This window comes from Arthrobacter sp. MYb213, assembly GCF_002979915.1.
GTDB lineage: Bacteria > Actinomycetota > Actinomycetes > Actinomycetales > Micrococcaceae > Glutamicibacter.
Map to the genome: position 1 here is coordinate 15,378 of NZ_PCQA01000004.1, position 23,698 is coordinate 39,075.

Annotated in this window: 24 protein-coding genes and 1 tRNA gene; 11 read left to right on the forward strand and 14 right to left on the reverse strand. The window is 56.5% G+C overall.

All coding sequences use genetic code 11. The features are described 5' to 3' along the window. Positions 1 to 7 precede the first annotated feature (7 nt). Positions 8 to 1,138: an FUSC family protein gene (locus tag CQ011_RS10270; RefSeq protein WP_105677652.1), complete on the reverse strand. Its 1,131-nt coding sequence runs from the start codon at positions 1,136 to 1,138 to the stop codon at positions 8 to 10. A gap of 246 nt (positions 1,139 to 1,384) precedes the next feature. On the opposite strand from CQ011_RS10270, the gene pstS reads away from it, so the two are divergent. From pstS to CQ011_RS10315, 9 genes are all read left to right on the forward strand, one after another. After that, positions 1,385 to 2,500: a phosphate ABC transporter substrate-binding protein PstS gene (gene pstS, locus CQ011_RS10275; RefSeq protein WP_105678023.1), complete on the forward strand. Its 1,116-nt coding sequence runs from the start codon at positions 1,385 to 1,387 to the stop codon at positions 2,498 to 2,500. 106 nt (positions 2,501 to 2,606) lie between these two features. Next, positions 2,607 to 3,542, forward strand: a complete 936-nt coding sequence (gene pstC, locus CQ011_RS10280) for a phosphate ABC transporter permease subunit PstC (RefSeq protein ID WP_105677653.1) — start codon at positions 2,607 to 2,609, stop codon at positions 3,540 to 3,542. After that, on the forward strand, positions 3,542 to 4,675 hold the full coding sequence (gene pstA, locus CQ011_RS10285; RefSeq protein ID WP_105677654.1) for a phosphate ABC transporter permease PstA: 1,134 nt from the start codon (positions 3,542 to 3,544) through the stop codon (positions 4,673 to 4,675). The genes pstC and pstA overlap by 1 nt, the downstream gene beginning before the upstream one ends. Positions 4,676 to 4,724: 49 nt before the next feature. After that, a complete protein-coding gene (gene pstB / locus CQ011_RS10290; protein ID WP_105677655.1) occupies positions 4,725 to 5,504 on the forward strand; it encodes a phosphate ABC transporter ATP-binding protein PstB in 780 nt (259 codons plus the stop codon). A gap of 200 nt (positions 5,505 to 5,704) precedes the next feature. Beyond that, complete coding sequence (locus tag CQ011_RS10295; protein ID WP_105677656.1) at positions 5,705 to 6,178, forward strand: hypothetical protein; 474 nt, start codon at positions 5,705 to 5,707, stop codon at positions 6,176 to 6,178. Continuing rightward, positions 6,178 to 6,690 (forward strand): hypothetical protein, encoded by a 513-nt coding sequence (locus tag CQ011_RS10300; protein WP_105677657.1) that lies wholly within the window; start codon positions 6,178 to 6,180, stop codon positions 6,688 to 6,690. The genes CQ011_RS10295 and CQ011_RS10300 overlap by 1 nt, the downstream gene beginning before the upstream one ends. Then, on the forward strand, positions 6,690 to 6,887 hold the full coding sequence (locus tag CQ011_RS10305) for a helix-turn-helix transcriptional regulator (protein WP_105677658.1): 198 nt from the start codon (positions 6,690 to 6,692) through the stop codon (positions 6,885 to 6,887). The genes CQ011_RS10300 and CQ011_RS10305 overlap by 1 nt, the downstream gene beginning before the upstream one ends. A gap of 88 nt (positions 6,888 to 6,975) precedes the next feature. Beyond that, positions 6,976 to 7,809 (forward strand): formate dehydrogenase accessory sulfurtransferase FdhD, encoded by an 834-nt coding sequence (gene fdhD / locus CQ011_RS10310; protein WP_105677659.1) that lies wholly within the window; start codon positions 6,976 to 6,978, stop codon positions 7,807 to 7,809. A gap of 18 nt (positions 7,810 to 7,827) precedes the next feature. Then, the gene (locus CQ011_RS10315) at positions 7,828 to 10,149 is read left to right on the forward strand and encodes an FdhF/YdeP family oxidoreductase (RefSeq protein WP_105677660.1); all 2,322 of its coding nucleotides are present in this window, start codon (positions 7,828 to 7,830) and stop codon (positions 10,147 to 10,149) included. On the opposite strand, the gene CQ011_RS10320 is transcribed toward CQ011_RS10315, so the two are convergent. The 5 genes from CQ011_RS10320 to CQ011_RS10340 all read right to left on the reverse strand — a co-directional run bounded on the left by CQ011_RS10320 (position 10,146) and on the right by CQ011_RS10340 (position 15,343). Beyond that, the gene (locus CQ011_RS10320; protein WP_105677661.1) at positions 10,146 to 11,165 is read right to left on the reverse strand and encodes an inorganic phosphate transporter; all 1,020 of its coding nucleotides are present in this window, start codon (positions 11,163 to 11,165) and stop codon (positions 10,146 to 10,148) included. The two genes, CQ011_RS10315 and CQ011_RS10320, sit on opposite strands and share 4 nt — an antisense overlap. Positions 11,166 to 11,171: 6 nt before the next feature. Further along, positions 11,172 to 11,786 carry a hypothetical protein gene (locus tag CQ011_RS10325; RefSeq protein WP_105677662.1) on the reverse strand — a complete coding sequence of 205 codons (615 nt, stop codon included), beginning with the start codon at positions 11,784 to 11,786 and terminating at the stop codon, positions 11,172 to 11,174. Positions 11,787 to 12,016: 230 nt separating this feature from the next. Continuing rightward, positions 12,017 to 13,240 carry an MFS transporter gene (locus CQ011_RS10330; protein ID WP_286161162.1) on the reverse strand — a complete coding sequence of 408 codons (1,224 nt, stop codon included), beginning with the start codon at positions 13,238 to 13,240 and terminating at the stop codon, positions 12,017 to 12,019. A 119-nt stretch (positions 13,241 to 13,359) separates the two neighbouring features. After that, the gene (locus CQ011_RS10335) at positions 13,360 to 14,592 is read right to left on the reverse strand and encodes a glutaminase (protein ID WP_105677663.1); all 1,233 of its coding nucleotides are present in this window, start codon (positions 14,590 to 14,592) and stop codon (positions 13,360 to 13,362) included. 85 nt (positions 14,593 to 14,677) lie between these two features. Continuing rightward, positions 14,678 to 15,343, reverse strand: coding sequence for a hypothetical protein (locus CQ011_RS10340; RefSeq protein ID WP_096256819.1), 666 nt, complete (start codon positions 15,341 to 15,343; stop codon positions 14,678 to 14,680). A gap of 225 nt (positions 15,344 to 15,568) precedes the next feature. Here CQ011_RS10340 and CQ011_RS10345 point away from each other — a divergent pair. Further along, a tRNA-Lys gene (locus CQ011_RS10345) sits at positions 15,569 to 15,644 on the forward strand. Positions 15,645 to 15,727: 83 nt separating this feature from the next. Here CQ011_RS10345 and CQ011_RS10350 read toward each other — a convergent pair. The 8 genes from CQ011_RS10350 to CQ011_RS10385 form a co-directional block, all read right to left on the reverse strand. Continuing rightward, the gene (locus CQ011_RS10350) at positions 15,728 to 16,222 is read right to left on the reverse strand and encodes a hypothetical protein (protein WP_105677664.1); all 495 of its coding nucleotides are present in this window, start codon (positions 16,220 to 16,222) and stop codon (positions 15,728 to 15,730) included. Between the two features lie 116 nt (positions 16,223 to 16,338). Beyond that, positions 16,339 to 16,929: a dienelactone hydrolase family protein gene (locus tag CQ011_RS10355; protein WP_105677665.1), complete on the reverse strand. Its 591-nt coding sequence runs from the start codon at positions 16,927 to 16,929 to the stop codon at positions 16,339 to 16,341. A gap of 19 nt (positions 16,930 to 16,948) precedes the next feature. Continuing rightward, positions 16,949 to 17,200 carry a hypothetical protein gene (locus CQ011_RS10360; protein ID WP_096256816.1) on the reverse strand — a complete coding sequence of 84 codons (252 nt, stop codon included), beginning with the start codon at positions 17,198 to 17,200 and terminating at the stop codon, positions 16,949 to 16,951. Positions 17,201 to 17,272: 72 nt separating this feature from the next. Then, positions 17,273 to 18,880, reverse strand: a complete 1,608-nt coding sequence (locus tag CQ011_RS10365; protein ID WP_105677666.1) for an ABC-F family ATP-binding cassette domain-containing protein — start codon at positions 18,878 to 18,880, stop codon at positions 17,273 to 17,275. A gap of 205 nt (positions 18,881 to 19,085) precedes the next feature. After that, positions 19,086 to 19,904: a CPBP family intramembrane glutamic endopeptidase gene (locus CQ011_RS10370; RefSeq protein ID WP_105677667.1), complete on the reverse strand. Its 819-nt coding sequence runs from the start codon at positions 19,902 to 19,904 to the stop codon at positions 19,086 to 19,088. Positions 19,905 to 20,005: 101 nt separating this feature from the next. Beyond that, complete coding sequence (locus CQ011_RS10375) at positions 20,006 to 20,707, reverse strand: demethylmenaquinone methyltransferase (RefSeq protein ID WP_105677668.1); 702 nt, start codon at positions 20,705 to 20,707, stop codon at positions 20,006 to 20,008. Positions 20,708 to 20,765: 58 nt separating this feature from the next. Next, positions 20,766 to 21,737 carry an SRPBCC family protein gene (locus CQ011_RS10380; RefSeq protein ID WP_105677669.1) on the reverse strand — a complete coding sequence of 324 codons (972 nt, stop codon included), beginning with the start codon at positions 21,735 to 21,737 and terminating at the stop codon, positions 20,766 to 20,768. A gap of 11 nt (positions 21,738 to 21,748) precedes the next feature. Beyond that, positions 21,749 to 22,087 (reverse strand): ArsR/SmtB family transcription factor, encoded by a 339-nt coding sequence (locus CQ011_RS10385; RefSeq protein ID WP_105677670.1) that lies wholly within the window; start codon positions 22,085 to 22,087, stop codon positions 21,749 to 21,751. Positions 22,088 to 22,368: 281 nt separating this feature from the next. Between CQ011_RS10385 and CQ011_RS10390 the strand changes: the two genes are divergently transcribed. Next, positions 22,369 to 23,589 (forward strand): helix-turn-helix domain-containing protein, encoded by a 1,221-nt coding sequence (locus CQ011_RS10390; protein ID WP_105677671.1) that lies wholly within the window; start codon positions 22,369 to 22,371, stop codon positions 23,587 to 23,589. The last annotated feature ends 109 nt before the right edge of the window (positions 23,590 to 23,698 follow it).

Consider the following 23,698-nt stretch of genomic DNA (forward strand, 5'->3'; position numbering starts at 1 on the left):
GGACAATTCAGCTCAGGCGAGGCAGTGGCCCCACAGCTTCTTCGTGATCTCGGCCGGCCGCCTGCAATAGGTCGACAACCATCGGGCGAAGCAGCAAGACCAGTCCCTCACCTTGTAACCCTTCAACGCCAAGTTCGCGCGGGTCAAGTTGAGCCGCTACCTCTTCGAGCTGGAGCCGGGCGGCTTTCTCAAATTTTCTTTGTCCGGCCACGGTTGGTTCGCGCACCGAATGGGCCATCGTATTAACCGCTTCGGATGCGTCACGCAGCAGTGGTGCCAGGCTTTGCGCGCCCTGCTCGGTCAGTGCGCTATTACTGAGCACCGAGGCCAGCCGGCGGGCGAAAACGCGGCAGTTACGGGTGGCACGATCAAAGTGTTCAAAGCGTGAGGATAGCCGGCTGAGCTCATGGCGGTGTCGGCGTCCGGTGGGGGAGAGGGTGGCGACTTCACGGGCGGTACGGAAGGCGCCGGGCAGGGAATCGAGATGGCGTTGGGTGGCGCGAGCCTTGATCAGTGCGTGGAATGCTGCGCGGTGGTCATTGTCGCGGACCGCCCAGGAGCATTCGATCATCACCTCGGATAACTCTTTGAGTAGGTCAGAGAGGCCGCTGACGGGGGTGCGTCGCGGGTCGCTGGGCCACAAGATCACGATGAGTAACGCCAGCACCGAGCCGGTCATCGCGTCAATTGAGCGGGCGAAGGGCCCGTCGGCACTAATCGGTAACAAAACCACTAGGGCCGATTGCATACCCAGTTGAGTTGAGAAAATTGCGCCAGAATCCAGGTATCGGGCCACCACTAGAGATAGCGACATCACCGCGGCTGCCTGCCAAATACCCTGCCCCCACCAATGCATCAGCATGTCGCCCAAGGCCACACCCAGTGTGCAGCCTAGCGCGACCTCTGCGGTGCGCCGGGTGGTGGTGGCCGATCCGAAGCCTAGAGATACCAGCGCGCTGGTGGCGGCGAAGATTGGGTCGGTATGTCCCCAGATTGCCGAAGCGATCCAGAATGCGCCGATTGCGCCCAGCGTCATACGCGAGATGCGCGGTAGTGAGTTTCGGGTGCGCACCAGTCCGGAGCGGTTGCGTTGGCTCAGAAACTTCCACGCGCGGTGCGCTATTCCTGCTTGGGACATATCACTAGTGTTCCATGACACGCCGCAAGAGGGTGCCTTAGGTCGGCGATGTTGCGTCGGTTGGTGATGAAAACGCCAAAAACAAATGAGGTGATCGAGCTCACGTGAGATTGTGTGGGTTGTTAACCTTCCGTTCACCTTGGCTGGGTGATCTGGTTACCTACGGCGTTTAACGTCGTATACGAAGCGTGGCAGATGTCCGCTGTTGGTCCCACTCAGATCATCTATAAATGGGGAGTAATACTCGTGAAGCTCAATCGTTTTGGCAGCGCTGCTGCAGTTCTTTCCGTCGCCGCGCTCGCACTGACCGCCTGCGGATCAGATAACCCAACCGCAGCCGCTGGCTCGGAGTCGGCCAGCAACTCGGCTGCATCAGGCGTCACCGGCACGCTAACCGGTGTCGGCGCTTCCAGCCAGAACTCGGCAATGGAAGCCTGGATTACCGGCTTCAAGGCCGAGAACGCGGACGCCAATGTGCAGTACTCCCCAGATGGTTCCGGCGCTGGCCGCGAAGCATTCTTGGCAGGCGGCGCACAGTTCGCCGGTTCGGATGCCTACCTGAAGCCAGAAGAAGCCACAAAGGCTAAGGAAGTTTGCGGCCCAGAGGGCGCATTCAACATTCCTGCCTACGTCTCCCCGATCGCGATCGCTTTCAACCTTGAAGGCGTCGAAGAGATCAACATGGACGCAGCAACCATCGCCAAGGTGTTCAAGAAGGAAATCACCAAGTGGAACGATGAGGCTATCGCCAAGCAGAACCCAGATGTGGAACTGCCAGACACCGCGATCACCGTGGTACACCGCAACGATGAGTCCGGCACCACCGAGAACTTCGTTGAATACCTGAAGGCAGCAGCTGGCGACGTCTGGGACTACGATGTTTCCGGTGACTGGCCAAGTGACATCCAGTCGGAAAACGCTAAGGGCACCTCCGGCGTGGTCTCCACCACCACCTCCACCGACGGCGCTATCACCTACGCTGACTTCTCCGCAGTGGGCAAGTTGTCCACCGTGAACGTCAAGGTTGGCGAGGAATACACCAAGATTTCGGCCGAGGCTGCAGCCAAGGCTCTAGAGACCGCAACCCCGGTCAAGGACGCAGCCGAGATCGATCTGGCACTGGACCTTGAGCGTGACACCACCGAGGCTGGCACCTACCCAATCGTGTTGGTTTCGTACCACATCTTCTGCAGCTCCTACAAGGATCAGGCAACCGTTGACCTGGTCAAGGCCTTCGGCAACTACGTCATCTCCGACGCAGGCCAGAAGACCGCACAGGAATCTGCCGGTAACGCCCCAATCTCGGCCGCAATTTCCGAGAAGGCTGCCAAGTCGATCGACGGCATCACCGTAGCCAAGTAGTATCCAAGCATGACCGCGTGGGCGGATTAAAGTGATCCGCCCACGCAAAACCCCTCCACCCCCACGACCTCGCAGTCGTAACCCCCTCCTTGTAAAGGCTCCTGCCATGACGACTAATGCTTTGAAGAGCAAGTCATCGACCTCGGGTCAAGCGGGCGACAAGATCTTCTCCGGCACCGCTTTGGCTGCCGGTGTGCTGATCCTAGTCACGCTGTTCGCCGTTGCGATCTTCTTGCTCATCCAGGCCCTGCCGACGTTTGTCGCCGACCCGGCCGACATTTCCGGCGGGGAAGGTTTCTTCGCCTACATCTGGCCGATTGTTATCGGTACCGTGATCGCTGCGGCGATCGCACTGCTGATTGCCACCCCGATTGGTATCGGTGTGGCCCTGTTTATTTCGCACTTTGCTCCACGTAAGGTCGCCGGCCCACTGGGCTACGTGATCGACCTGCTAGCCGCGATCCCTTCGGTGATCTACGGCGCGTGGGGTTATATGGTGCTCGCCCCGGCACTGGTTCCAATCTTTGAATGGTTGGCAGCAAACCTGGGCTTCATCCCAATCTTCGCCGGTCCTGCCTCGCAGACCGGTAAAACCATGTTTACCGCAGGTATTGTGCTCGCGGTGATGGTCTTGCCGATCATCACCTCGCTGAGCCGTGAAATTTTCTTGCAAACTCCCAAGCTCCACGAGGAAGCCGCACTGGCATTGGGCGCTACGCGCTGGGAAATGATCACGATGTCGGTGATCCCCTTCGCGCGTCCGGGTATTATCTCGGCGGTCATGCTGGGGCTGGGCCGCGCACTGGGTGAAACCATGGCGGTGGCTTTGGTATTGTCCACCGGCAACCTGATCCCATCGCTGATCAAATCCGGTAACCAGACGATCGCCGCGGAAATCGCGTTGAACTTCCCCGAGGCTTTCGGGTTGCGTCTGGCAGAACTGATCGCCGCCGGCCTGGTGCTGTTCTTGATCACGCTGATCGTGAATATGATCGCCCGTGGCATCATCGCCCGCCACAAGGAATTCTCGGGAGCTAACTGATGAGTGTCATGACTAGCAATAAGCACTCGGCCACGCCGACCCCGCCAAGCCGCAAACGCAACTCTCTGTCCAAGGGCAAGCTTCCACGTTGGGCCGTGCCGGCTACCGCTGCCGGCGCGATTATCATCGGAGCGGCACTATCCACGCTGACCGGGTTCAGCGTAGCAACCTTCGCAATTTACTCTGCGGTACTTTTTGTCATCGCCGCTACCGTGATTACCTCGGTGGTTGAGGGCAAGCGCCAAGGGCGCAATGCGATGTGGACCTACCTGATCTACGGCTCCTTCTTATTGGCCCTGATCCCGCTGGCCTCGGTACTGTACACGGTGCTGGAAAAGGGACTTCCGGGAATGAGCAGTCACTTCCTGTTCACTTCCATGAACGGCGTGACCGGTGCGGTTGATAATCAGACCGTAGCCGATGGAGCCCCCGTTCTTGGCGGTGCCTACCACGCGCTGATGGGCACGTTGCTGATCACCCTCTGGGCAACGGTCATCTCGGTTCCGGTGGGCATGCTCACCGCGATCTATCTGGTGGAATACGGTAAGAACGGTCCGCTATCCAAGGCGATCACCTTCTTCGTTGACGTGATGACGGGTATCCCATCGATCGTTGCCGGTTTGTTTGCCGCCGCCTTCTTCGGGTTGATCCTTGGTCCTAACGCCCGCATGGGTATCGTCGCCGCGGTCGCGTTGAGCGTGCTGATGATTCCTACGGTGGTGCGTTCCACCGAGGAAATGCTCAAGATTGTGCCTAATGAATTGCGTGAAGCCGCCTACGCCTTGGGTGTGCGCCGCTGGCGCACCATCTTGAAGGTAGTGATCCCGACCGCTATCTCCGGTATCGCCTCGGGTGTCACCTTGGCGATTGCCCGTGTGATCGGTGAGACCGCGCCAATTCTGGTGACCGCCGGTATCGCAAGCCAGATCAACACGAACGTGTTCGCAAACTGGATGTCCACGCTGCCGACCTTTATTTACTACCAAATTCTCACCCCGACCAGCCCGACAAATATTGACCCGTCGGTACAGCGTGCTTGGGCTGCGGCCCTGCTGCTGATCCTGATGGTGATGGCACTGAACCTCGGTGCCCGCTTGATCGCTTCGCTGTTCGCCCCGAAGAAGGGCCGTTGAGCCTAAAGGCTCCGGCACTTATCCACACTAGATTTCCAAGGAATACACCATGGCAAAACGCATCGACGTCAACGCGCTGAACGTCTACTACTCCAAGTTCCTCGCCGTTGAAGATATCTCGATCAACATCGAACCAAAGTCAGTCACCGCATTCATCGGTCCCTCGGGCTGTGGCAAGTCCACCTTCCTGCGCACGCTGAACCGTATGCACGAGGTGATCCCCGGCGGCCGCGTCGAGGGTGAAGTATTGCTGGACGGAGATGACCTGTATGGCCCGGGCGTTGACCCGGTGACCGTGCGTAGCCAAATCGGCATGGTTTTCCAACGTCCGAACCCGTTCCCCACCATGTCCATCAAGGACAACGTGCTGGCCGGTGTGAAGCTCAACGGTAAAAAGATCTCCCGCTCGGATGCCGACTCCTTAGTGGAGAAGTCGTTGCGCGGTGCAAACCTGTGGAATGAGGTCAAGGACCGCCTGGATAAGCCAGGTTCGGGTCTTTCCGGTGGCCAGCAGCAGCGTCTGTGCATCGCTCGAACCATTGCGGTGAAGCCGGACGTCATCTTGATGGATGAGCCGTGCTCAGCCCTGGACCCAATCTCCACACTGGCTATCGAAGACTTGATCAACGAGCTGAAGAGTGACTACACCGTGGTGATCGTGACTCACAATATGCAGCAAGCCGCGCGCGTGTCGGATAAGACCGCGTTCTTCAACATTGCCGGCACCGGCAAGCCAGGCAAGCTCATCGAGTACAACGACACCGCCGCCATCTTCTCCAACCCGGAGCAGAAGGCCACCGAAGATTACGTCTCAGGACGCTTCGGATAAAGATTTCGGATGCTGCCCCTATTGCGATGGGGCGGTAGACGGACCGGAAGGGGGGTCTTCCGGGGATCCTGGAGGGGATCACCGCCAGCGGCGCCATGCGAAAGCACGGCGCCGCTGGTTTTTAAACTTCTTTGTAAAGGTCGCTTGACTGTAAAGCTCCCTTGTCTGTAAAGTTTGGTTTACATTACGAGGAGGATGTTATGAACACGGAACAAGAAACCAAAGCCCGCTGGGGACGCTCACGCTTTGGCGGTAGCCAAGCGATGCTGATCATCGTTTCGCTGCTCGCCGGTGCGGTGCTATCGGCAGCATTGACCTTGGTTTGGTGGAACTTCGGACCATCGGGCGATCCTCAGCGGAGGCTTCTGGCAGCTTTGGCCTTTGGGCTGATCATGCTGCCTGCAATGTTCGGTCTTTGCTGGGTCTTACTGCTGGATCGCTCCACCTTGCGTGGGGCTACCAAAAACCCGGAGATCTCAGTGGAATCCCAGTGGTATGGCAAGGCTGCGGTGGGTGTCTTTCAAGACATCTTGCTCGTCTGCGGTCTGGGTGCAGCGGTTCTTTCGTTTATCGAGGTTCAGGCCTCCATCGGTTTAGTCTTGGCTGGCGTGGTTGCATTGTCGATGGCCGACTTCGGCGTGCGCTACCTCCTGATCAAGCGGGCCGAGGGCTAATGAGCAACACAAATAGGAATCAAAGTAGTACGGATCGTCAACCACGTGCCCTCGCACTAGGACGTTCACGCTTTGGTGGTGGGGCTGGACAATTACTGCTTCTAGTCTTGGGGACCAGCCTGTTTCTCGCCGCCGGGTTGAGCGCGGTATTCAGCTTGCTGGTCGATTTCCAAGAAGGCTTCTGGCCAGGGTGGATCAATCTGACGTTAGCCTTCTGGATGGTCGCTGCAGTTATTGCATGGTTCGTCTTCGTTGACCGAAGCTCACTGCCGAAACCCGTGAAAAATCCGGAACAAACCATCGAGCAGAGCTGGCGCACACGTGCTCAAGCGACAGTGTGGCGTGACCTGATCATCCTCTTTAGCGTCGGCTGCTTCGCGAGTGCAATGTTAATGCTCTTCGCAGACGTGGTGATTTCCTGGCCACTATCATTGGTCTGTGCAGGGCTGGTGTGGTTCGCACTTGGCGATTACATGATTAGGTACCAAATGAATAAGCGGGCCGAGGGCTAATGAAAAATTCCCTTCCTGATCACCGTAAAGAGCGGGGACTGTCTCAGCAGGCGCTCGCCGACGCGTTGGGGGTCTCGCGACAGACGATCATTTCCTTGGAGAAGGGACGCTACGATCCCTCGCTGCCGCTGGCGTTTAAACTCAGTGCGCTCTTTGGGTGCCAAATAGAGGATCTATTCCAGCCTGACGCCGAATAATAAAAAAGGTCACAAGTGCCCACGGCGCTAGGATTCTGGGATACGTTTGTAAGTGACTCGGAGCACTTGCAAGAATAGGAAAACCGCGATGGGACGCAAAATATTGCGACGGCGCATCATCCGCGCCACGTTGGGCGGTAGTAGCTTCGTGCGCGAAGAAAAACTGGCAGGTGAAGAGCCGCTGGAGATCCGGTTCGGCTCTACTGCTTTTACTACCTCGATGCGCACCCCGGGAGATGACTTTGATCTAGTGGCAGGCTTTTTGCATGCCGAAGGAATCATTGCCCGCGCTGAACAGCTGACCTCGATGCGCTACTGCTCAGGAACTGACGAGGACGGCAACCAGACCTATAACGTGATTGAAGCGCAGCTGGGCTTCGGTGCACAGGTTCCGGATCTGTCGGCCGCCCGCAACGTGGTGACAAGTTCGGCCTGTGGGATTTGCGGGACGAACTCGATCGATGAGGTGCATAAGAAGTCCAACTACGTGCTGAATCCAGACGACGGGCAGGTTCAGCTCGAGGCGCTACTAAAAATGCCGGACACACTGCGTGACGCGCAGCGACTCTTTGATTCCACCGGTGGAGTGCACGCGGCGGGCCTGTTTAATGCCGAAGGGGAGCTGTTGATCCTGCGCGAAGACGTGGGACGTCATAACGCCGTGGACAAGGTCATCGGAGCCGCCCTGCGGGCAAACGATTTACCTCTTCGGCAGAGCATTTTGCAGGTCTCCGGCAGAGCCTCATTCGAATTGGTACAGAAGGCCGCCATGGCGGGAATACCGGTACTTAGCGCGGTCAGTGCGCCTTCCTCCTTAGCCGTAGAGCTAGCGGATGAATGTGGGCTTACCTTGGCCGGATTCTCTCGCGGGCAAAGCATCAACTTATACACTCATGCACAACGCATATTAGGCACCAAGTAGCTCAGGCGGAGGAACACCATGCATCGTCCAGCACCCAAAGATGACATCAACGAAGATGACCTTAAGGTCGGTGAACCGAAACATAGCGCCGCCGGGCTAAAGGCCGTGATGGTCTCCATGGAGCGCGGATTTTCGGAAGCCGGACCGAGCCGTACCTTGCGCTCCATGCTGCGGATTAACCAGCACGGTGGGTTCGATTGCCCGGGCTGCGCCTGGCCCGAATCGATTACCGGTGCCCGCAAGCCTGCAGAATTCTGCGAAAACGGCGCTAAGGCCGTGGCCGAAGAAGCCAGCGCCCGCACCGTCACCCCGCAATGGTGGGAACAACACCCAATCAGTGTGCTGCGCGAAAAAACCGAATACTGGTTAGGTTCTCAGGGACGCATCACCGCGCCAATGATCATCCGACCGGGCGACGCCCACTACAAGCCAATCAGTTGGGCGGAGGCGTTCGCCACCATTGGGGAACACGTTAACGCCAGCACCCCGGATAAGTGTGTCTTTTACACCTCTGGACGCACGGCCAACGAGACGGCGTTCATGTACCAGCTGCTCGCTCGCTCGCTGGGTACCAACAACCTTCCAGACTGCTCAAATATGTGTCACGAGTCCTCGGGTTCGGCGTTGAACCCCACCATTGGAATCGGCAAGGGCACAGTGTCGCTCGAAGACTTTGACCATGCCGAACTAATCTTTGTCGTGGGGCAAAACCCGGGAACCAACCACCCGAGGATGCTGTCCGCACTGGCCGACGCGCGTAAGCGCGGAGCCAAAATTGTGGCGGTCAACCCTTTGCCCGAGGCCGGATTCTTTGGTTTCAAAGACCCGCAGACCATCGGCGGTATGCTCGGCAAGTCTAGCGAGATCAGCAGCCACTTCCTGCAGATCAAGGTTGGCGGAGACTTAGCGCTATTCCAGGCATTTGGGCATCTCTTGCTAGCTGAGGAAGAGAAGAACCCCGGAACCGTAGTGGACCAGGCGTTCATCAACGAAGTCACCGACGGTTTTGCGGCCTACAAGAGTGCTCGCGCCGAAATTGACTGGGATGCTACCGAGGAAGCCACCGGGCTGACGCGCACGCAGATCACCGAAGTGGCTAGATTGCTCATTGAATCTAAGGCCTCCATCTTTTGTTGGGCGCTGGGTCTAACTCAGCAACCGCACTCGGTGCCCACGCTCAAGGAGATCATCAATCTGTTGCTCCTACAGGGCAACTTTGGCAAGCCGGGCGCCGGTGCGTGCCCGGTCCGTGGACACTCCAATGTGCAGGGTGACCGCACCATGGGGATCTGGGAGAAACCAACTGAGCAGCTACTTGAGGCCCTAGACGCAGAGTTTGGTATCGATTCACCGCGTGCTCATGGTTATGATTCCACCGAAGCCTTAGATGCGTTCGAAAATAATGACGTGGACGTGTTCGTCTCCATGGGCGGCAACTTTGCCCTAGCGAACTCGGAAACAGAATTGTTGGAAGCAGGTATGCAGCGCGCCAAGCTGACCGTGCATATCTCCACTAAACCAAACCGCTCGCACGTGGTGCACGGACAGACCTCATTGATTCTGCCCACCCTTGGCCGCACCGACAAAGATGATAAGCACCCTAAGGGCGCTCAGTTCTTGTCCGTGGAGGACTCGATGTCGGTGATCCACTCGACCCAGGGGCGGCTCACCCCAGTCTCCGAGCACCTACTAGCCGAACCTGTCATCGTGGCACGCATGGCCCAGGCCATCTTGGGTGATGACCATGTCATCGACTGGCGTGCCATGGCCGATGACTATGACGTGGTCCGTGACCATATCGCACGAGTCTTGCCCGGTTTTGAAGACTTTAACCGGCGGGTTCGCGAACGTAACGGCTTTGTATTGCCGAACGCACCACGTGACTCACGTTCTTTCGCCACGGATATCGGCAAGGGCCGGTTCACGGTCTCACCATTTGAAGCGCTCAAGCCCCCAGCCGGTCACCTGATCTTGCAGACCATGCGCAGTCACGACCAGTACAACACCACGTTCTACGGGCTTGATGACCGCTACCGCGGCATTAAAGACGGGCGGCGAGTGATCCTCATCCACCCTGACGATCTGCAAGAAATGGGCTTTGCAGACCGCGATCTGGTGGATGTGATTTCGACCTTCGGTGGTACCGAGCGTCGGGCGAACCGTTTTAGGCTGGTGTCCTACCCTACGGCGAAGGGCTGTGCTGCTGCCTACTTCCCGGAAGCTAACGCGTTAGTACACCGAGGTTTGGTGGCTCGCGAGTCCAATACTCCGGGCTTCAAGGCGATGAGCGTGCGTTTTGTTCCGCACACCCAGCAACCTGGCGCGACGCTAGATAGTTAACCCACCGGGTCCATGGCAAGGGCTAAGACCGCTGCGGCCAAAATGCAAACGACCGGAGTGAGCAGCCAATGTCCAAACACTTTGGCTACGCGGTACCAGACAACCGATTCGAAGGGCTGGTTAGCGCCGGCGCCCACAATCGAACTGGTCACCGCCTGAGTGGTGGAAAGCGGTAGGTGCAACACCAGCGACCCGACGTAAAGCATGGTGGCCGCGACCCCCTGCGCGACCATGCCGCGCAGGGGATCAAAGTTCACCAAGCGACGTGAGAGTGTGTACGTGATTCGCCAGCCGCCCAGGAGCACGCCGAAGGACAAGGCGCTAGCGGCCACCAGCTGGATGGCCACTGCTACCGGCCCAGGGTCCATCAGCCCACCGGTGATGAGCACCAGGGAGATCATTGCAGCGGTGCGCTGGCCGTCCTGCAAACCGAGGCCAAGCGCCACGGCACAGGCGGCGATGGCCTGTCCGGCGCGCGAACGAGCGTTCACGTCTCTCGCGGTATCGTGGCGCATCAACCACGTGGCCGGAACTACCAGCAAAAATGAGGCGAAGTAGGCGATGACCGGAGTGATGAGTAAGGGCAGAAGTACCGAGCCAGTGAACAGCTGAACTGCACCGCCAAGTGATTCATTGCCGAGCCAAGAGTTAGCCGCGCCAGCACCAACTAATGCAGACATCAAGGCGTGAGTGGACGAAACAGGTATGCCACGCCACCAGCACAGTATTAGCCATGCTCCGGCGGCTAACAACGCGGCAATGAGCAACTTCATCCCCACGGCACCCTCGGGCAACTGCAGGTTCAGTCGGCTGATCAGCACGGTACTCAGGGTGGTGGTTGCCATGGTGCCGATAAAAGCGAATAGTGCCGCGACAACTACTGCGACCGCTGGGCGTAGTGCCCTGGTTCGTACGGCAGCTGCGACCGCGGTGGAAGAGTCCCTGAAGCCATTGAGTACCGCGTAACTCAGGGTTAAGGCGATAGCAATGATGGTGAATAAGGGCAGTAAGTCCATCGGATTCTAGGATTCCTTGACCAGCACGCGGCCGAGGTGGTCGGAGAACTGGCGCAAGGAATTAGCGGTCAGCAGTAAATGGTCCGCTACACGCTGATGTTTGTGAATCGTGGAGGCCTTGGAGAAGTTCGAAATTTCATTGATCCAGACCAAGTGAGTGCGGGCCGCACGTTTGGAATACTGCAACATCTGAAGCCAGTTGTCTTCCAAATCGTCGAGTTTGTTCAAGCTTCGCACGGAGTGTGACGCGAGTTCGGCGAGCTGTGAAATTAGTTCTAGCTGCTCCGCAGCGCGCTCAGAGAGCGGAGTGGAACCTAAGGTGTTGATAAGTTCGCCAATGCCGCGCAGGTGTTCCATGGTCTCGTGAAGCAGGCGGGAAAAAGTGTACATATCTTCACGCGGTAGTGGACTGATGTAACTGGTCCGCAGATGCGTGAGCAAGGCGTGAAGCAAGTCCGAGGCTTGAGCTTCCGCATTGGCAAGATCTTTGAGCTGGGCTGCACGGCCATCCGGGTTGCCGATCATCTCGGAGACACTTGCCACCGAGTTACGGATTGTGCTCGCCAGATCACTGAGCAATTCAATGCCACGCGTGGCTGAAGGAAAGATTTGGAACTTCACGTTGTTCGGCGCACCATTCGTCTTAGGCCATCGTTTTGGTACTGACGCTGAACAGTTTACGTCGCGAAGGTTAACGACGAAACGTTAGTGATGCCGGACCGGGAACGCCTCTCGGCGGAAGGCCGCTCGAAGCGGCAGAATATTGGAGCCCGGGGTTACCAGCGGCCCGGCACCGTCTACTAGTTTTCTCGTACTAAGCGCTTGCTGTCAACCACATCTGGTGACTGGTGCTAATTCTCACGTTCTTTACGCAAGGACTTCTCGAGACCACTTACACATAACAGTCCGCAACAGAACCAAATGGCACCCGCTGGTCCCGTACCCACAGCCACCGTACTGGCCGCAATAGGCAGGAGCACCTGTCCTAGCCTGTTTCCCATTAAGCGGACCGCTAAGGCCGCTCCACGGTCCTGTGCGGGCACGGAGGTTGACACCATGGTCATCGTCACCGGCTGTCCCATGCCTAGGAAGAAACCGCCCACGATTAGGGCTAAAGCCGCTAACCAAAGTACGTCAATGAAGAGCGGGGCAAGTGCAATGGAGATTCCGGCGGCAAACAGGCTGGTCAGCAACATTGACTCACGGGAGAAGTGAGTTGAAATCCATGGCAGGAAGAGCCTGGAAATAACCGAGGCGCCGCCGCGCAGGGCCAGCAAAATACCCACCATGGCTGGGGCAACGCCATGTTTTTCGGCAACCAAGGGCAAGAAAGCGGTGAGAATATCGATGATTGAAAGCAACGCCAGCGAAGCGAGCATGTGCGAAGGAATGGATTTGATGCGCAGGATCGAAATGATTGACGCTTCGGATTTGGGGGCCGGTGTAGCCGCGGCGCTCTTAGATAGCCGTGGCTGAAGATTTGGCAAGAGCAAGGGGATGGCTAGCAAGGCACAGCCGGCACCGATCCATAAGGAAAGAGAAATGTCGGCAACACGTTCGGGAGAATCAGCAGAGGAAGTGGTCCCGAGGATGGCTCCAGCAATCAGCGGGCCGAGGAACTGTCCTGCGGCGTACGCCGCGGTGAACCAACCGAAACCCTTATCGAGCTGGTCATCTGGGAAATAACGCGCGATAGATGACTGACCACCAATGGTGAACAGTAAGTGCCCCATACCTAGTACGGCGCTGGCAATGGCAACCATGACAAAGCCGTTGGCTGCCGCGACGCCTAAGGAGCCTAGTCCCATGAGCCCGGCGCCGGCGAGCATCAAAAAACGAATCTTTGGAATTCGTGAACTAATGCGACCAAGCCATACAGCCGTGACCATTGGCAACAGTGCGAAGGCAGCGGTGGTGACACCAACGGTTACCGGGCCAGCGTCTAAGGAAATTAGTTTGTAAGTGGTGACCGGTCGAACCAAGTTGAGCGTGGTTTGCGACAACAGTGCGGTAGCGATCAAAATAAGTAACCACCGCAGTGTTCCGGAAGCCGAATTGTTTGCTTCCGCGCCCACTGTGCCTACTTTCTTTTGGTGCTGCTATCCAAGCTCAAGTTTAGGTGCTCTTGAGCGAGCAAGTGTCACCGGCACTCTCTTGCGCACGAGTACGGCTAACTGTTTAGCGAACTCGCACGTTAGGGAGTTTCTGGAAAGGTTCCATCGCCCAAGTCGGGATTGGCCAAGGACTGTAGTGGATCATGGAGAAAAATCCTGCGGCCTTCATTGCGCAACCTGCGCAGGGCTTCAAGCACCATTCGCCGGGCAACTTTGGTGAAGGAATACACCCGAGAAATATCCAAATGAACGGCACCGTCAAAGTCTGATTCGGAGAGCAGATCCAGTAATTCGGCGGCTGCAGGAAATCGTACGTTGCCTTGGAGATAAAAAATCTCCCGACTTCCTTCTTGAGTTACCCCGACAACGTCAAGTCGACCGTGGCTTGGTGCGAAGAGGTGCATGTCCATATCTGAGGACAATCTTTCAAAGATCCGGCGCGACCTCTGGCTATTACCATGAGAGTCCAAACGCGGTGAGAACGCAGCAACACCCACTTGGTCTGGTAAGACGCCCACAAGTCCTCCGGAAACCCCGCTTTTAGCGGGGATTCCCACACGCGTGAGCCAGTCTCCAGCACCGTCGTACATGCCGGCTACCGCCATGACTGACATAACCTGTCGCGCGGTATCGGCATCGATAATTCTCTCGCGAGTCACCGGTTGAACTCCACCATTGGCTAATGTTGCGGCCATCATGGACAGGTCATTGACCGTCACCAAGATGGAACACTGTCGGGTGTATCCAGCGACTACTTCGTGCACGTCATCGGTGAGTATTCCGAATTTTCGAAGCATATGCGCCATAGCGAAATTATGGTCAGCGGTGGTCAGTTCCGAACGATAGACATCTTCATCTACGGATAGTTCTCGTCCAGCAAGGGATGAAAACATGTCTAATACTCGTTGGTTCCTAGCTGCCGCGGTCGCGTCTTTCCCGACGAGCAATGAATGCGCGGCAATAGCGCCGGCATTGATCATCGGATTCTTAGGACGGTTGGTGCCATCTTCCAGGGAAAGCTCGTTAAAGGCTTCGCCTGAGGCTTCCACACTAATTGTCTTCAAAACATGGTCTAGCCCCCGGTCCATAATGGCAGCCGCGTAGGCAAAAGGCTTGGAGATGGATTGAATGCTAAATGGCGTATCGCTGTCACCGGCACAGTAGGTGCTGCCCGTCGCGGTGGTGATTGACACCGCAAATGGTGTTGGGTCAGCATTGGCCAGTTCCGGAATGTATTGGGCGGTTTCGCCGGAATTGTCCTCACGCAGGGAATCGAGAACTTCGTGAAGGTAGTCGGGAACTGGAGTCTGCATACTTACCGATCTCTAGTGCTAAGACATGGTTTGGTTCCAACCTAACCGCTGGAGCCCAAGATGTCTTGTGTAGTCCGAGTCGTGATCAGTCCAATAAATCCTGACGCCACAACCTTGCGCAGGCTTCGAGATCCTCGGCGGTGTTCACCATTGATTTGGCCCGCGCGGTAAGTTTTGTGCCCCGAGTTTCATTCGCAAGATCCGCGGCATCTGCATGCTCTGTCATGCCCAGGGCCAGTACCCTGCAGTAGGCAGCCGTACGCTCCAGGGCGTGGGCGAAGTCGCCTTCGAAGGCGCCGGTAAGGATAGAAGTTGCCATGTTTTTAAGTTCTTCGGCCGTGGGCGGCTCGGCAACGCCCGCTACCAGACGTTCAACTTCTGCGCGATGAGCACCGGCACGAAAACGTGCTGACATGGTCTCGGCGTTATCAAGCGTCGCCGTGCGTACGGCGTAAAGACGCCACAGTGCTCCAGGAAGCGAACGCGCGGGAGCTGCGGACCAAAGCTCTGCAAGAACCTCTAGTCCTTCGGTCTCTGCGACCTGGACCAATCTGTTTGAAATGTCAGGGTCCTCGTTGGCAATACCTTTACGCACAAAAGCCTGAGCCGAAAGGTGAGCTGCTTCAGAGATGCGAGCAGGATCGGCGCCGCCCTCATAAGGATTAAAATCCTGCGGAGCGAATGGACGTGGTTTGTGATGGCGAAATCCGGAGACCTGACCAACTGTGGAACCTGCGCGTGCACCTTTCATGGCTTCGAGACTACTCGCATTTAGCTCACTCTGCTCCACTATGGCGAGTGAATCTGGGCACTAGAACAAAGTGGATGACGTTGCAAAATACTCATATTTCGCAGGGCTCAGGCACTCATTATTTCGACGTTTACGCGGTACTGGATGTGGCCGCGACACTGCCAAATTTCACTCGATTAAACATGAAACGATACTTCGGGTATTATGGACTTTGGCTTAGGCCGTGCGCCTTTAGCTCAGTTGGTAGAGCACTGGACTTTTAATCCATTGGTCGCGGGTTCGAACCCCGCAGGGCGCACCATATAAGAATCCCATTACCCTTGATTGACTAGGGGTGATGGGATTCTTCTTTAATTTGAGCCCGGCACTGCGGCGAATTGATCCTCACCAGCTTTCGATATCGTTTATTTCTCGAACTAGCCGAAACGGGTTGTCGTAGTAAACGATTCTGCTTGACCGTGTACCGCCTCGAATCGCGGGAGTTAGTGTGTAATAGTCACCGTCCCAAGCTAGCTCCGTGGGTTGGTCGACCGAGCGCTCATCCCAATCCTTGGGAATAGATGGAGTGTAGATCCACAGTTCTGCGTCGTCATCGTCAGAAGCATTGGTGATGGATTTCCAGCCCCGGCGATCGGCAAGAATATCTGTAGGCGTGGCGTAGAGAAAAGTCGAAAGCAGTCCCGTTTTATCCGGAGCAATCTTCTGCACGCAGCGTATAGCCGCTTCTAATTCAATGGTCCCATCGGCTTCGCAGAGCTTATCGATGGCCTGACTGAACCGGTGCTGACGAAAAGTGGCTCGATCCTTTATTTCGAGCCGTTCTCTTTCGCGGTGACGTTGCTGCGCGCTACGGGAATGTCGTTTTTTACTGACAGACATGGTCTGCTCCTCAGAGCTGAGAGAGGTGGTGTTAGTCAGCTCAGCCTAGGAGTACCTCAAAGAATCTGGGGTCACTTAGGAAAATATGTGGATAACCAGTTCGGCATGCGCCAGCTTTAGGCGAAAGGTTCCAAAAATTTGATCATTCGTTCCATGACCACAGCGCGTGCTTCAAGATCGTGGGAACGCAGTGAGGAGTCGGTGAACAGGTGTTTGTTGCCCGGGTAAGTAAACAGCTGTGCGAGCTCATGGCCTTCGCCTTCGACAAAGCGTTGCACAGCCTCTAAATCGCCTTCCTTGGCGAAAAATGGGTCTTCATCCATGCCATGAATTTGTACCGGAACGTTTTCTGGCCATGGGCCGAAGCTCCAGTCTGCTTCTACGTCCACGAAGGATTCTAAGAGGACCGCTGCGAGAGCTCCTGGCCGTTGCTGGGCGCACTGTTGCGCCAGAGCGGCACCCCATGAGCTGCCGATATAAACCAATTCCTCGGGAAGCTTCGAGAAAAACTTGTCGACGCGCTCCTGGATCTTATCTTCGCCTAGCTTGTTGGCCATGCGAATTCCGGCGTCGATATCTTTAGGAAGCTTTCCTGCAAACAGGTCCAAAGTATGTACGCTGTGGCCAGCTGCGCGTAATTCGGCGGCCATAGCTTGAACTCCGGGGGTGAGCCCCTGGACGTGGTGGAAAAGAACTATCGTGGCCATGGATTACTCCTCGTAGTTGCTAGCGTTCGTCGACTAGATTCTCGATGCGCTGAGGCAGGTGCTCGATTGCCAGATCCCAGCCGGGCATTTGGCTATTAATTTCTACGCTGTAGCCCTCGGTGAGCATGAACTCGGCGCAGGTTAGTGCTTCGTGGCCGGAGCCTGTTTCATAAATGAAGGCACGTCGAATGTCGGTCCAGAGCAGGGTTGCGGACTGATCGATGACCAGGCCGGTAGTGACTACTTCGACGGTGCGCTGGGGGTAGGACATGTTCAACTTGCTTTCGGGGTCCTCGGCGGTGTGCTTTGATCTAGTGTAAACCGGCAACACACCGCCATCGGGTTAGCAAACCGCTGTGGGGTAGGACTTCGTCATGGAACCATCTGCCCTCAGCTCCAATAAGTAATCAAGTCCCAGCTGGTTCAAGAACTTGTGGTCGTGACTGACTACCAGCAACGCGCCACGATAGGCCCCTAACGCCTCACAGAGTTGACGCACACTATCGATATCCAAATTATTTGTGGGTTCATCAAGGATCAGCAACTGAGCCGTGGGCTCAGCTAAGAGTAGCGAACCTAAATAGACGCGGAAACGTTCTCCGCCGGACAGTGCAGATAGCGGGCGGTCTGCATTAGTGCCACGCAATAACAACCTCGCGAGCATATTTCGAATCTGCCCCGATGTGGCTGAGGGCGCTACCTGACTAATATTCTCGACCGCACTGCGGCTTTCGTCGAGGCCCACTAAACGCTGCGGCAAGTACCCAACGCGTTCGAGGAAAAGCTTGCCCGAGAGTTCAGCCTCGGACGGTTCGGTGCTCAGTAGTTGGTTTAGCAAGGTGGTTTTACCCGAACCGTTGGGTCCAGTAAGAGCCACCCGCTCGGGACCTTGGATGATGTGTTGCCCGCTAGGGTAGCTAAACTGAGCTACTTGTTTGCTGGCGGGAAGTTTTGGATCTGGCAACTCCACATTGATGTGCTCCTCCGATCTGACACGAATTTCAGCCTGCTCGAGTTTGCTCTGCGCCTGCTCTACCTTTCCATCCAGATTCGAACGCATTTTTCCGGCATTCGCCTCGGACTTTTGGCGCAGGTGATTGGCTAGGATTTTCGGTAGCCCGCCACCTAACTGTTCAGCGCGCCCCTTGCGTTTGGCGCGGGCGAGTTTTGTTTCGGCTTCTACCCGTTGACGCTTTTCTACCTTCAATGAAGCGTTCGCCGTTTTCGCGGCTTGTTCGGCTGCCTGCTGCTCGGTCGCCAGCTGTTCGCGGTACACGCTGTATGGCCCTCCGAAAAGACGTAGCTTTCCTGCATACAGCTCTACCGTGTGGTCCATAAGTTCAAGAAGCTCGATGTCATGACTGACTACGATTAGCGTTCCCTTCCATGTACGCACCAGTCCATAGAGCAATTCTCTAGTCGGTACGTCGAGATTGTTCGTTGGCTCATCGAGCAGCGTGATTGGTAATGCCGCTAGCCGCAGACCGATTACTGCCAGCAACATTGCCTCCCCGCCGGAAAGCGTGCTGACCTGACGTTCGAAGTTTAGAGATTCCAACCCCAGCGGACTAAGTTCGGCTTCCAGCCGGGCTTCGAGATCCCAATTGGCGCCAACGGCGTCAAAATCTGCCGGATCTATACTTCCGGATTCGATAGCTTTTAGCGCACGGTAAGTGTTATCAATTCCTAACAGCTCGGCCACGGTGGTGTCCTGGTGAAGGGTGAGTGTCTGGGGCAGATAGGCAAGATCGCTGGAGGCCTCCACGGATCCGGCAGTGGGCGTCAACTGGCCAGCAATGAGCTGCAAGAGAGTCGACTTACCGCTGCCATTGATGCCGGTCAGCCCGGTGCGTCCGGATGGAAAGACAGCTTCAAGGTTGGTCAAGGCGCGCTCGCCGGTAGGCCAGCTGAAACTGAGGTTGTGTAATTTTATTGGTGGAGTCAAAGACATATTTGGTCCTCCCACGGGTGTGAAGAGGCTACCGAACACGGGGACCGCGCAGCTGGCTCAACCCAAGGGGAACCAACAAAAAAGGGATACCGAAGCCGGTAGCCAAAATGAACGAGGTGCACCGAACTGTGGTGCGAGGTCATTGGCGGGCTTAGCGGATATCCATGTATTTGAGTGTAACAGGGCAGTCTGAGCCGTTGAATAGTCAGTATAAGAAAATCGGCAGCCAGCCCGGGTTGTGCGCATGAACCAGCGCCAAGAACAGCACGAAGTCAAAGATCAGGTGTACCGAGATGACGTAGGTCAGTGACTTGGTCAGTTTGAAGGTGTATCCCTGAAGCAATGCGAAAGGGAAGGTCAACAAGGGGCCCCAAGATTGGTAGCCGATCTCCCATAAGAACGAGGAGAAGATCACCGCCTGCAAGAGGTTAGCTAGCCAGTCAGGGAAGTGCTGTCGCAACAACGTGAAGGTGGTGCAGATGAAAAATAGCTCGTCCCAGATACCTACGGAGTTAACGCCGAGGAAGAGTCGCCAGAAGATGGTTGGATCCGAGGCGTCCGGCCAGTTTTGATAGACGCCGGTACTGATCAGATACACCGGCAAGATGAAGTAGCCCAGAGCCACGACCCCGAGCAGATACAGTTTGGCGGTCAGCGGCCATTTACGCCCGGTATTCACCGGGAACTTGATGATTTTCTCGCGGTATACGAACCGCGAAACCAGCCAAGGAACCACTACGGCCAGTGCCAGCGCACTGCCCATTAGCGCCATATGTCCCAAGCTTAAGTCGGCGTTTAACGGGACTAGGCTGATGATGGCCAACCCTGCGGCTATGAGCGTCAGATGGAGGGCGAGTCTGCGGTCAATTATTGCAGCCGTGAGCAGGCTCAAGACAAGCAGGCCATAGCCCAGCAGATCGTTTTCAACTCCGAAAAGTAGTACGCCGGAGACCGAGAGTAAGGCCGCCGGCAGTAGTTTCCAGCTCAGGGCGGTGCGGGGTGCTTCACTTGGGAGCAGGCTCATGCACCTAAGCATGCCAGCAACACAAAAGAAAAACAGCGTTAAAAGCTATCGGTTCGCATCCAGCGTTGGATGCGAACCGAAAGGTTAATTCTGCGGAAGGGTTACTTCCAAGCGCGGTGTACGGCGACAATGCCGCCGGTCAGGTTGCGGAACTCGACGTTCTTCCAACCGACGTTGATGAACTTCTGCCCTAGGTCCTGCTGGTTTGGCCAGGCAGCGATCGACTCGGCTAGGTAGGCGTAAGCCGTAGGGTTTGGTGAAACGATGTATCCCAAGGCTGGGATCACGCGAGGCAAGAACTGCTTGTAAGCCTGCTTGATCGGAGTCATTGTGGGGGTGGAGAATTCAGCCACCACAATGCGACCGCCGGGCTTGGTCACGCGGTGCATTTCAGACAAGGCCTTCTCGGTGTCGGAGATGTTGCGTAGTCCGTAAGAGATGGTGACCGCATCAAAGGAATTGTCCTCGAATGGTAGATCGGTGCCGTCACCGTAGACGAATTCAAGCTGCGGGTAGCGCTTGCGACCCTCAGCGAGCATGCCATGGGACATATCGCAGGCGGTCACCGTGGCGCCGGCCTTGGCCAGCGGTACTGAAGAGGTGCCGGTGCCCGCGGCGAGATCGAGAATGCGCTCGCCGGGCTTCGGAGCAATCGCCTCGGTGGTGATCTTGCGCCAGTAATTCACGATGCCGCCGGTCATCAGAGTGTTTAGCAAGTCGTAACGAGGTGCCAACTTGTCGAACATGTCTTGGACCTGGGTGGCCTGCTTATCCAGACCTGCGCGTGAATTATGGGAAGTCATAGTTCCAAGTGTTTCATATTTGCGCGTGAACGCACGCCGGATGTGGGGCGAATCGCGCTCAGAGTAACGATTCGAGACGTGCGTAGCTGGCCTCCATCCCATCGATCATTCCGGTGGCCAGCACCATGTCCCGAGTCTGAATATCTGGATAGGTGACGACTACGGACAGTAAGGTGCCCGCGATAGTCGCGGTGAATGTTGCCTCATTGACGGTCGCCGGATAATCGGTATCGATCATTTGCTCGGTGGTCCGCTCGTAGGACTGTGGCAAGGACTCAAGCACGGCTCCGGTGAAACCGAACCCTTGACCGATTTCCTCGGACTGTGGCTCCCACCAATATCGGTAGGTGTCTCCGACATCTTGCGCGGTGACGCATTCGGTCATGCTCCAACCGTCCGGCCCCAGCATCCATCGCTTCATAAGCTGCACCTCATGATGTGCGCGCCAGACCTGGTCGCGGGTTCCGCGAACCAGCCGGCTGATGCGTACCTTGGTGTCGGACAGAATCTGAGCATCAGTGCTGAAAGTTTGCGCATAGTTGCGTAGATCGATGAGGACCTGTTCGATCTGACTCATCGCCGAGCGGGTTCCGTCGATCATGCCCATCTTTACGATCTGTTCCAGTTCCTCAACTGAATCAAAGTTGGCAGTAATCGTCAGTTTTGTTCCTTCGGGAGTTGGATCGAAGGAAAAGACCGTACGTGTGGTGGGCAAATCGGCGTTCGGAGTACCGTCGGTATTTGCGAAACCATCGGTGACTTCGAAGAACTTCTGGTCGACAACTTCATTCCACTCCCAGTAGCCATGGAATTCTTCGCCCTCGGGGGAAGTCATGTGGTAGTTCGAGCGACCGCCTGGGGTGGCATCGTGACGGGTGAAAGTTGCTGGGTACTCGACCGGCCCCCAAAACTTCTCGATTTGTCGCGCGTCTAGATAGGCCTCCCAAAGTCGGGATACCTTGACCGGGAACTCCGCATGGACGGTCAGCGAGAGGGTTTCTGGATCTTTGACAACTGATGTGACGGGCATGGGAATGCTCCTTAGGTAGCCTCGTCGGAGAGGAAATCATCGAGCCTGCTGATGCGCTGGCGCCAGATATCTTCTAGGGATGTGAGTAGTTCTTGTGCATGCCGGATGGTGTCTGGCTGCCCGCGAACTATACGTTCGCGGCCACGTGCGATTTTGCTGACCAGACCGGCGACTTCCAATGCGGCAACATGCTTTTGCACTGCTGCAAAAGACATGTCGTAACTTGCTGCCAGCTCCGAAATGCTCACCTCGGCATGAAGAGTCCGCCGCACGATGTCTCGTCGCGTGGCATCTGCCAAGGCGCGGAAGACCTTGTTAGTCTGTTCTTCGCTCAACTCATATACAACCATTTGGTTGTACGATACTCCTGACGTGAACGGTTTACAAGAGCGGTGCAGGGGAGAGTGTTCAAAAAGTTTTGTTAGTAAACTTGTCGCCCAGATATTGAGTTATTTATAGGGGATTTATCCTACTGTTTTCATGGATCCGAGAGCGTTTAGGTAGGTTTTGGAGTTTTGCAGTGCAAAGTCGGGCAAGCTCTCTGACGTGGGTATGACTCTTCTCAAGCCACCAGCATTCACTTAGGCTTGTGAACAATGCAGAAATCCAGGTCGCTGGATAGGGGAGAGTTATGGGCGAGTCCGCCATAGATTGGACCGGCGCATCACGCCGTGCCGAGCACGCGCACGAGCTTCTGGAGACCCAGGAGGCGGGGGTGGCGGAACTGCCGCTGCGCAGTGATGTGCGTGAATCTTGGAAGCGCTCGTTGGCATCACTTACTGCAGTTCAAGTCCCCTCGGTGCTCAGTGATGATCGGCTCAGGCTTGCTCGCGAACGCAGCGAGTTGCAGCGCATTTGGCCGGTTTTCGAAAAACTCTTGGTCCCAGCCGCAACCGACGCCAACCTCTTAGTCGCATTAGCTGACGCCGGCGGCACCTTGTTGTGGGTCGCGGGCAGCAATGGTGCTCTAAGCCAAGCAGAGGGCGTAGGCTTCATGGCCGGCGCAGACTGGGCGGAAAAGACTGTGGGAACATCCGCGCCGGGAATGGCGTTAGCTACCGGTGCTGGATCCCAGGTCTCAGGTGCAGAGCATCTTTACGAAAGGGCTCACCAATACAGCTGCTCCGCGGTCCCCATTCGAGATCCACGCACCGGGCAAGTGATCGGCGCAATTGATCTGACTGGCGGGCCGGATGCCATTGCGACGCATTCGCTACCGCTACTGCAAGCGGCGGTGATGGCGGCAGAAACTCAATTACTCCTGCCTGGTGTTGGGGTAGTGGCAGACCCGGACTATCTAGATCTTGGTCGCTCCGATGGTGCTCATCTAGGTTCCGTTCCGATCTCCCTGCGCCACGCTGAAATTCTGACGTTGCTAGCCCAATATCGTGAAGGGCTGAGTACGGCTCAGCTTGTCGAAGAGCTATTTGAGAGGCCTGATGCGGCGGCAGAAGGCACTGCACGAGCTGAAATAGTCAGGTTACGCAAGGTGCTTGCGATGGTCCCTGGGAGAACATTGACCTCGCGACCCTATCGGCTGCAATGGGGTTTGCAAACAACAATTGGACGGCTTTGGAAGGCTTTGGAAGAAGGTGACTTGGGCGCCGCATTGCAGATATATTCGCCAGGGATGCTCGCGCGGTCGCAAGCTCCAGGAATCATGCTGCTGCGCTACCGTGCCGAAGCTGCGTTGCGAGAAATGGTTCTGGATCGAGGCACTGCCCATCAACTATTGAACCTGGGCCGTCAATTGGCTGACTCCGATTTGTTGCGTGCGGCCTTGCGGGAACTTCCAGCAGATTCGCCGGCTCGTTCGCTCATCGTTGCCGAGGTTCAAGGGCTGGACGAATAGCGGAACTTGGCTGCAACCTACTTGCAACCTTTGCGTGACTAGAGTCACATTCAAGGTTCCGCGGTGAAGACACCGTGGCCAGGATGACTGACTAAGGAGTCGTGCAGCA

Excerpts from the sequence above, each read along its gene's own strand:
- fdhD (WP_105677659.1), top strand. The coding sequence starts at position 6,976 with ATGGGACGCAAAATATTGCGACGGCGCATCATCCGCGCCACGTTGGGC.
- CQ011_RS10335 (WP_105677663.1), bottom strand. The coding sequence starts at position 14,592 with ATGCAGACTCCAGTTCCCGACTACCTTCACGAAGTTCTCGATTCCCTG.
- CQ011_RS10365 (WP_105677666.1), bottom strand. The coding sequence starts at position 18,880 with ATGTCTTTGACTCCACCAATAAAATTACACAACCTCAGTTTCAGCTGG.
- CQ011_RS10270 (WP_105677652.1), bottom strand. The coding sequence starts at position 1,138 with ATGTCCCAAGCAGGAATAGCGCACCGCGCGTGGAAGTTTCTGAGCCAA.
- CQ011_RS10360 (WP_096256816.1), bottom strand. The coding sequence starts at position 17,200 with ATGTCCTACCCCCAGCGCACCGTCGAAGTAGTCACTACCGGCCTGGTC.
- CQ011_RS10320 (WP_105677661.1), bottom strand. The coding sequence starts at position 11,165 with ATGGACTTACTGCCCTTATTCACCATCATTGCTATCGCCTTAACCCTG.
- CQ011_RS10295 (WP_105677656.1), top strand. The coding sequence starts at position 5,705 with ATGAACACGGAACAAGAAACCAAAGCCCGCTGGGGACGCTCACGCTTT.
- CQ011_RS10355 (WP_105677665.1), bottom strand. The coding sequence starts at position 16,929 with ATGGCCACGATAGTTCTTTTCCACCACGTCCAGGGGCTCACCCCCGGA.
- CQ011_RS10370 (WP_105677667.1), bottom strand. The coding sequence starts at position 19,904 with ATGAGCCTGCTCCCAAGTGAAGCACCCCGCACCGCCCTGAGCTGGAAA.
- CQ011_RS10385 (WP_105677670.1), bottom strand. The coding sequence starts at position 22,087 with ATGGTTGTATATGAGTTGAGCGAAGAACAGACTAACAAGGTCTTCCGC.
- CQ011_RS10380 (WP_105677669.1), bottom strand. The coding sequence starts at position 21,737 with ATGCCCGTCACATCAGTTGTCAAAGATCCAGAAACCCTCTCGCTGACC.
- CQ011_RS10315 (WP_105677660.1), top strand. The coding sequence starts at position 7,828 with ATGCATCGTCCAGCACCCAAAGATGACATCAACGAAGATGACCTTAAG.
- pstA (WP_105677654.1), top strand. The coding sequence starts at position 3,542 with ATGAGTGTCATGACTAGCAATAAGCACTCGGCCACGCCGACCCCGCCA.
- CQ011_RS10390 (WP_105677671.1), top strand. The coding sequence starts at position 22,369 with ATGGGCGAGTCCGCCATAGATTGGACCGGCGCATCACGCCGTGCCGAG.
- CQ011_RS10350 (WP_105677664.1), bottom strand. The coding sequence starts at position 16,222 with ATGTCTGTCAGTAAAAAACGACATTCCCGTAGCGCGCAGCAACGTCAC.
- CQ011_RS10305 (WP_105677658.1), top strand. The coding sequence starts at position 6,690 with ATGAAAAATTCCCTTCCTGATCACCGTAAAGAGCGGGGACTGTCTCAG.
- CQ011_RS10375 (WP_105677668.1), bottom strand. The coding sequence starts at position 20,707 with ATGACTTCCCATAATTCACGCGCAGGTCTGGATAAGCAGGCCACCCAG.
- pstB (WP_105677655.1), top strand. The coding sequence starts at position 4,725 with ATGGCAAAACGCATCGACGTCAACGCGCTGAACGTCTACTACTCCAAG.
- CQ011_RS10340 (WP_096256819.1), bottom strand. The coding sequence starts at position 15,343 with ATGAAAGGTGCACGCGCAGGTTCCACAGTTGGTCAGGTCTCCGGATTT.
- CQ011_RS10300 (WP_105677657.1), top strand. The coding sequence starts at position 6,178 with ATGAGCAACACAAATAGGAATCAAAGTAGTACGGATCGTCAACCACGT.
- pstC (WP_105677653.1), top strand. The coding sequence starts at position 2,607 with ATGACGACTAATGCTTTGAAGAGCAAGTCATCGACCTCGGGTCAAGCG.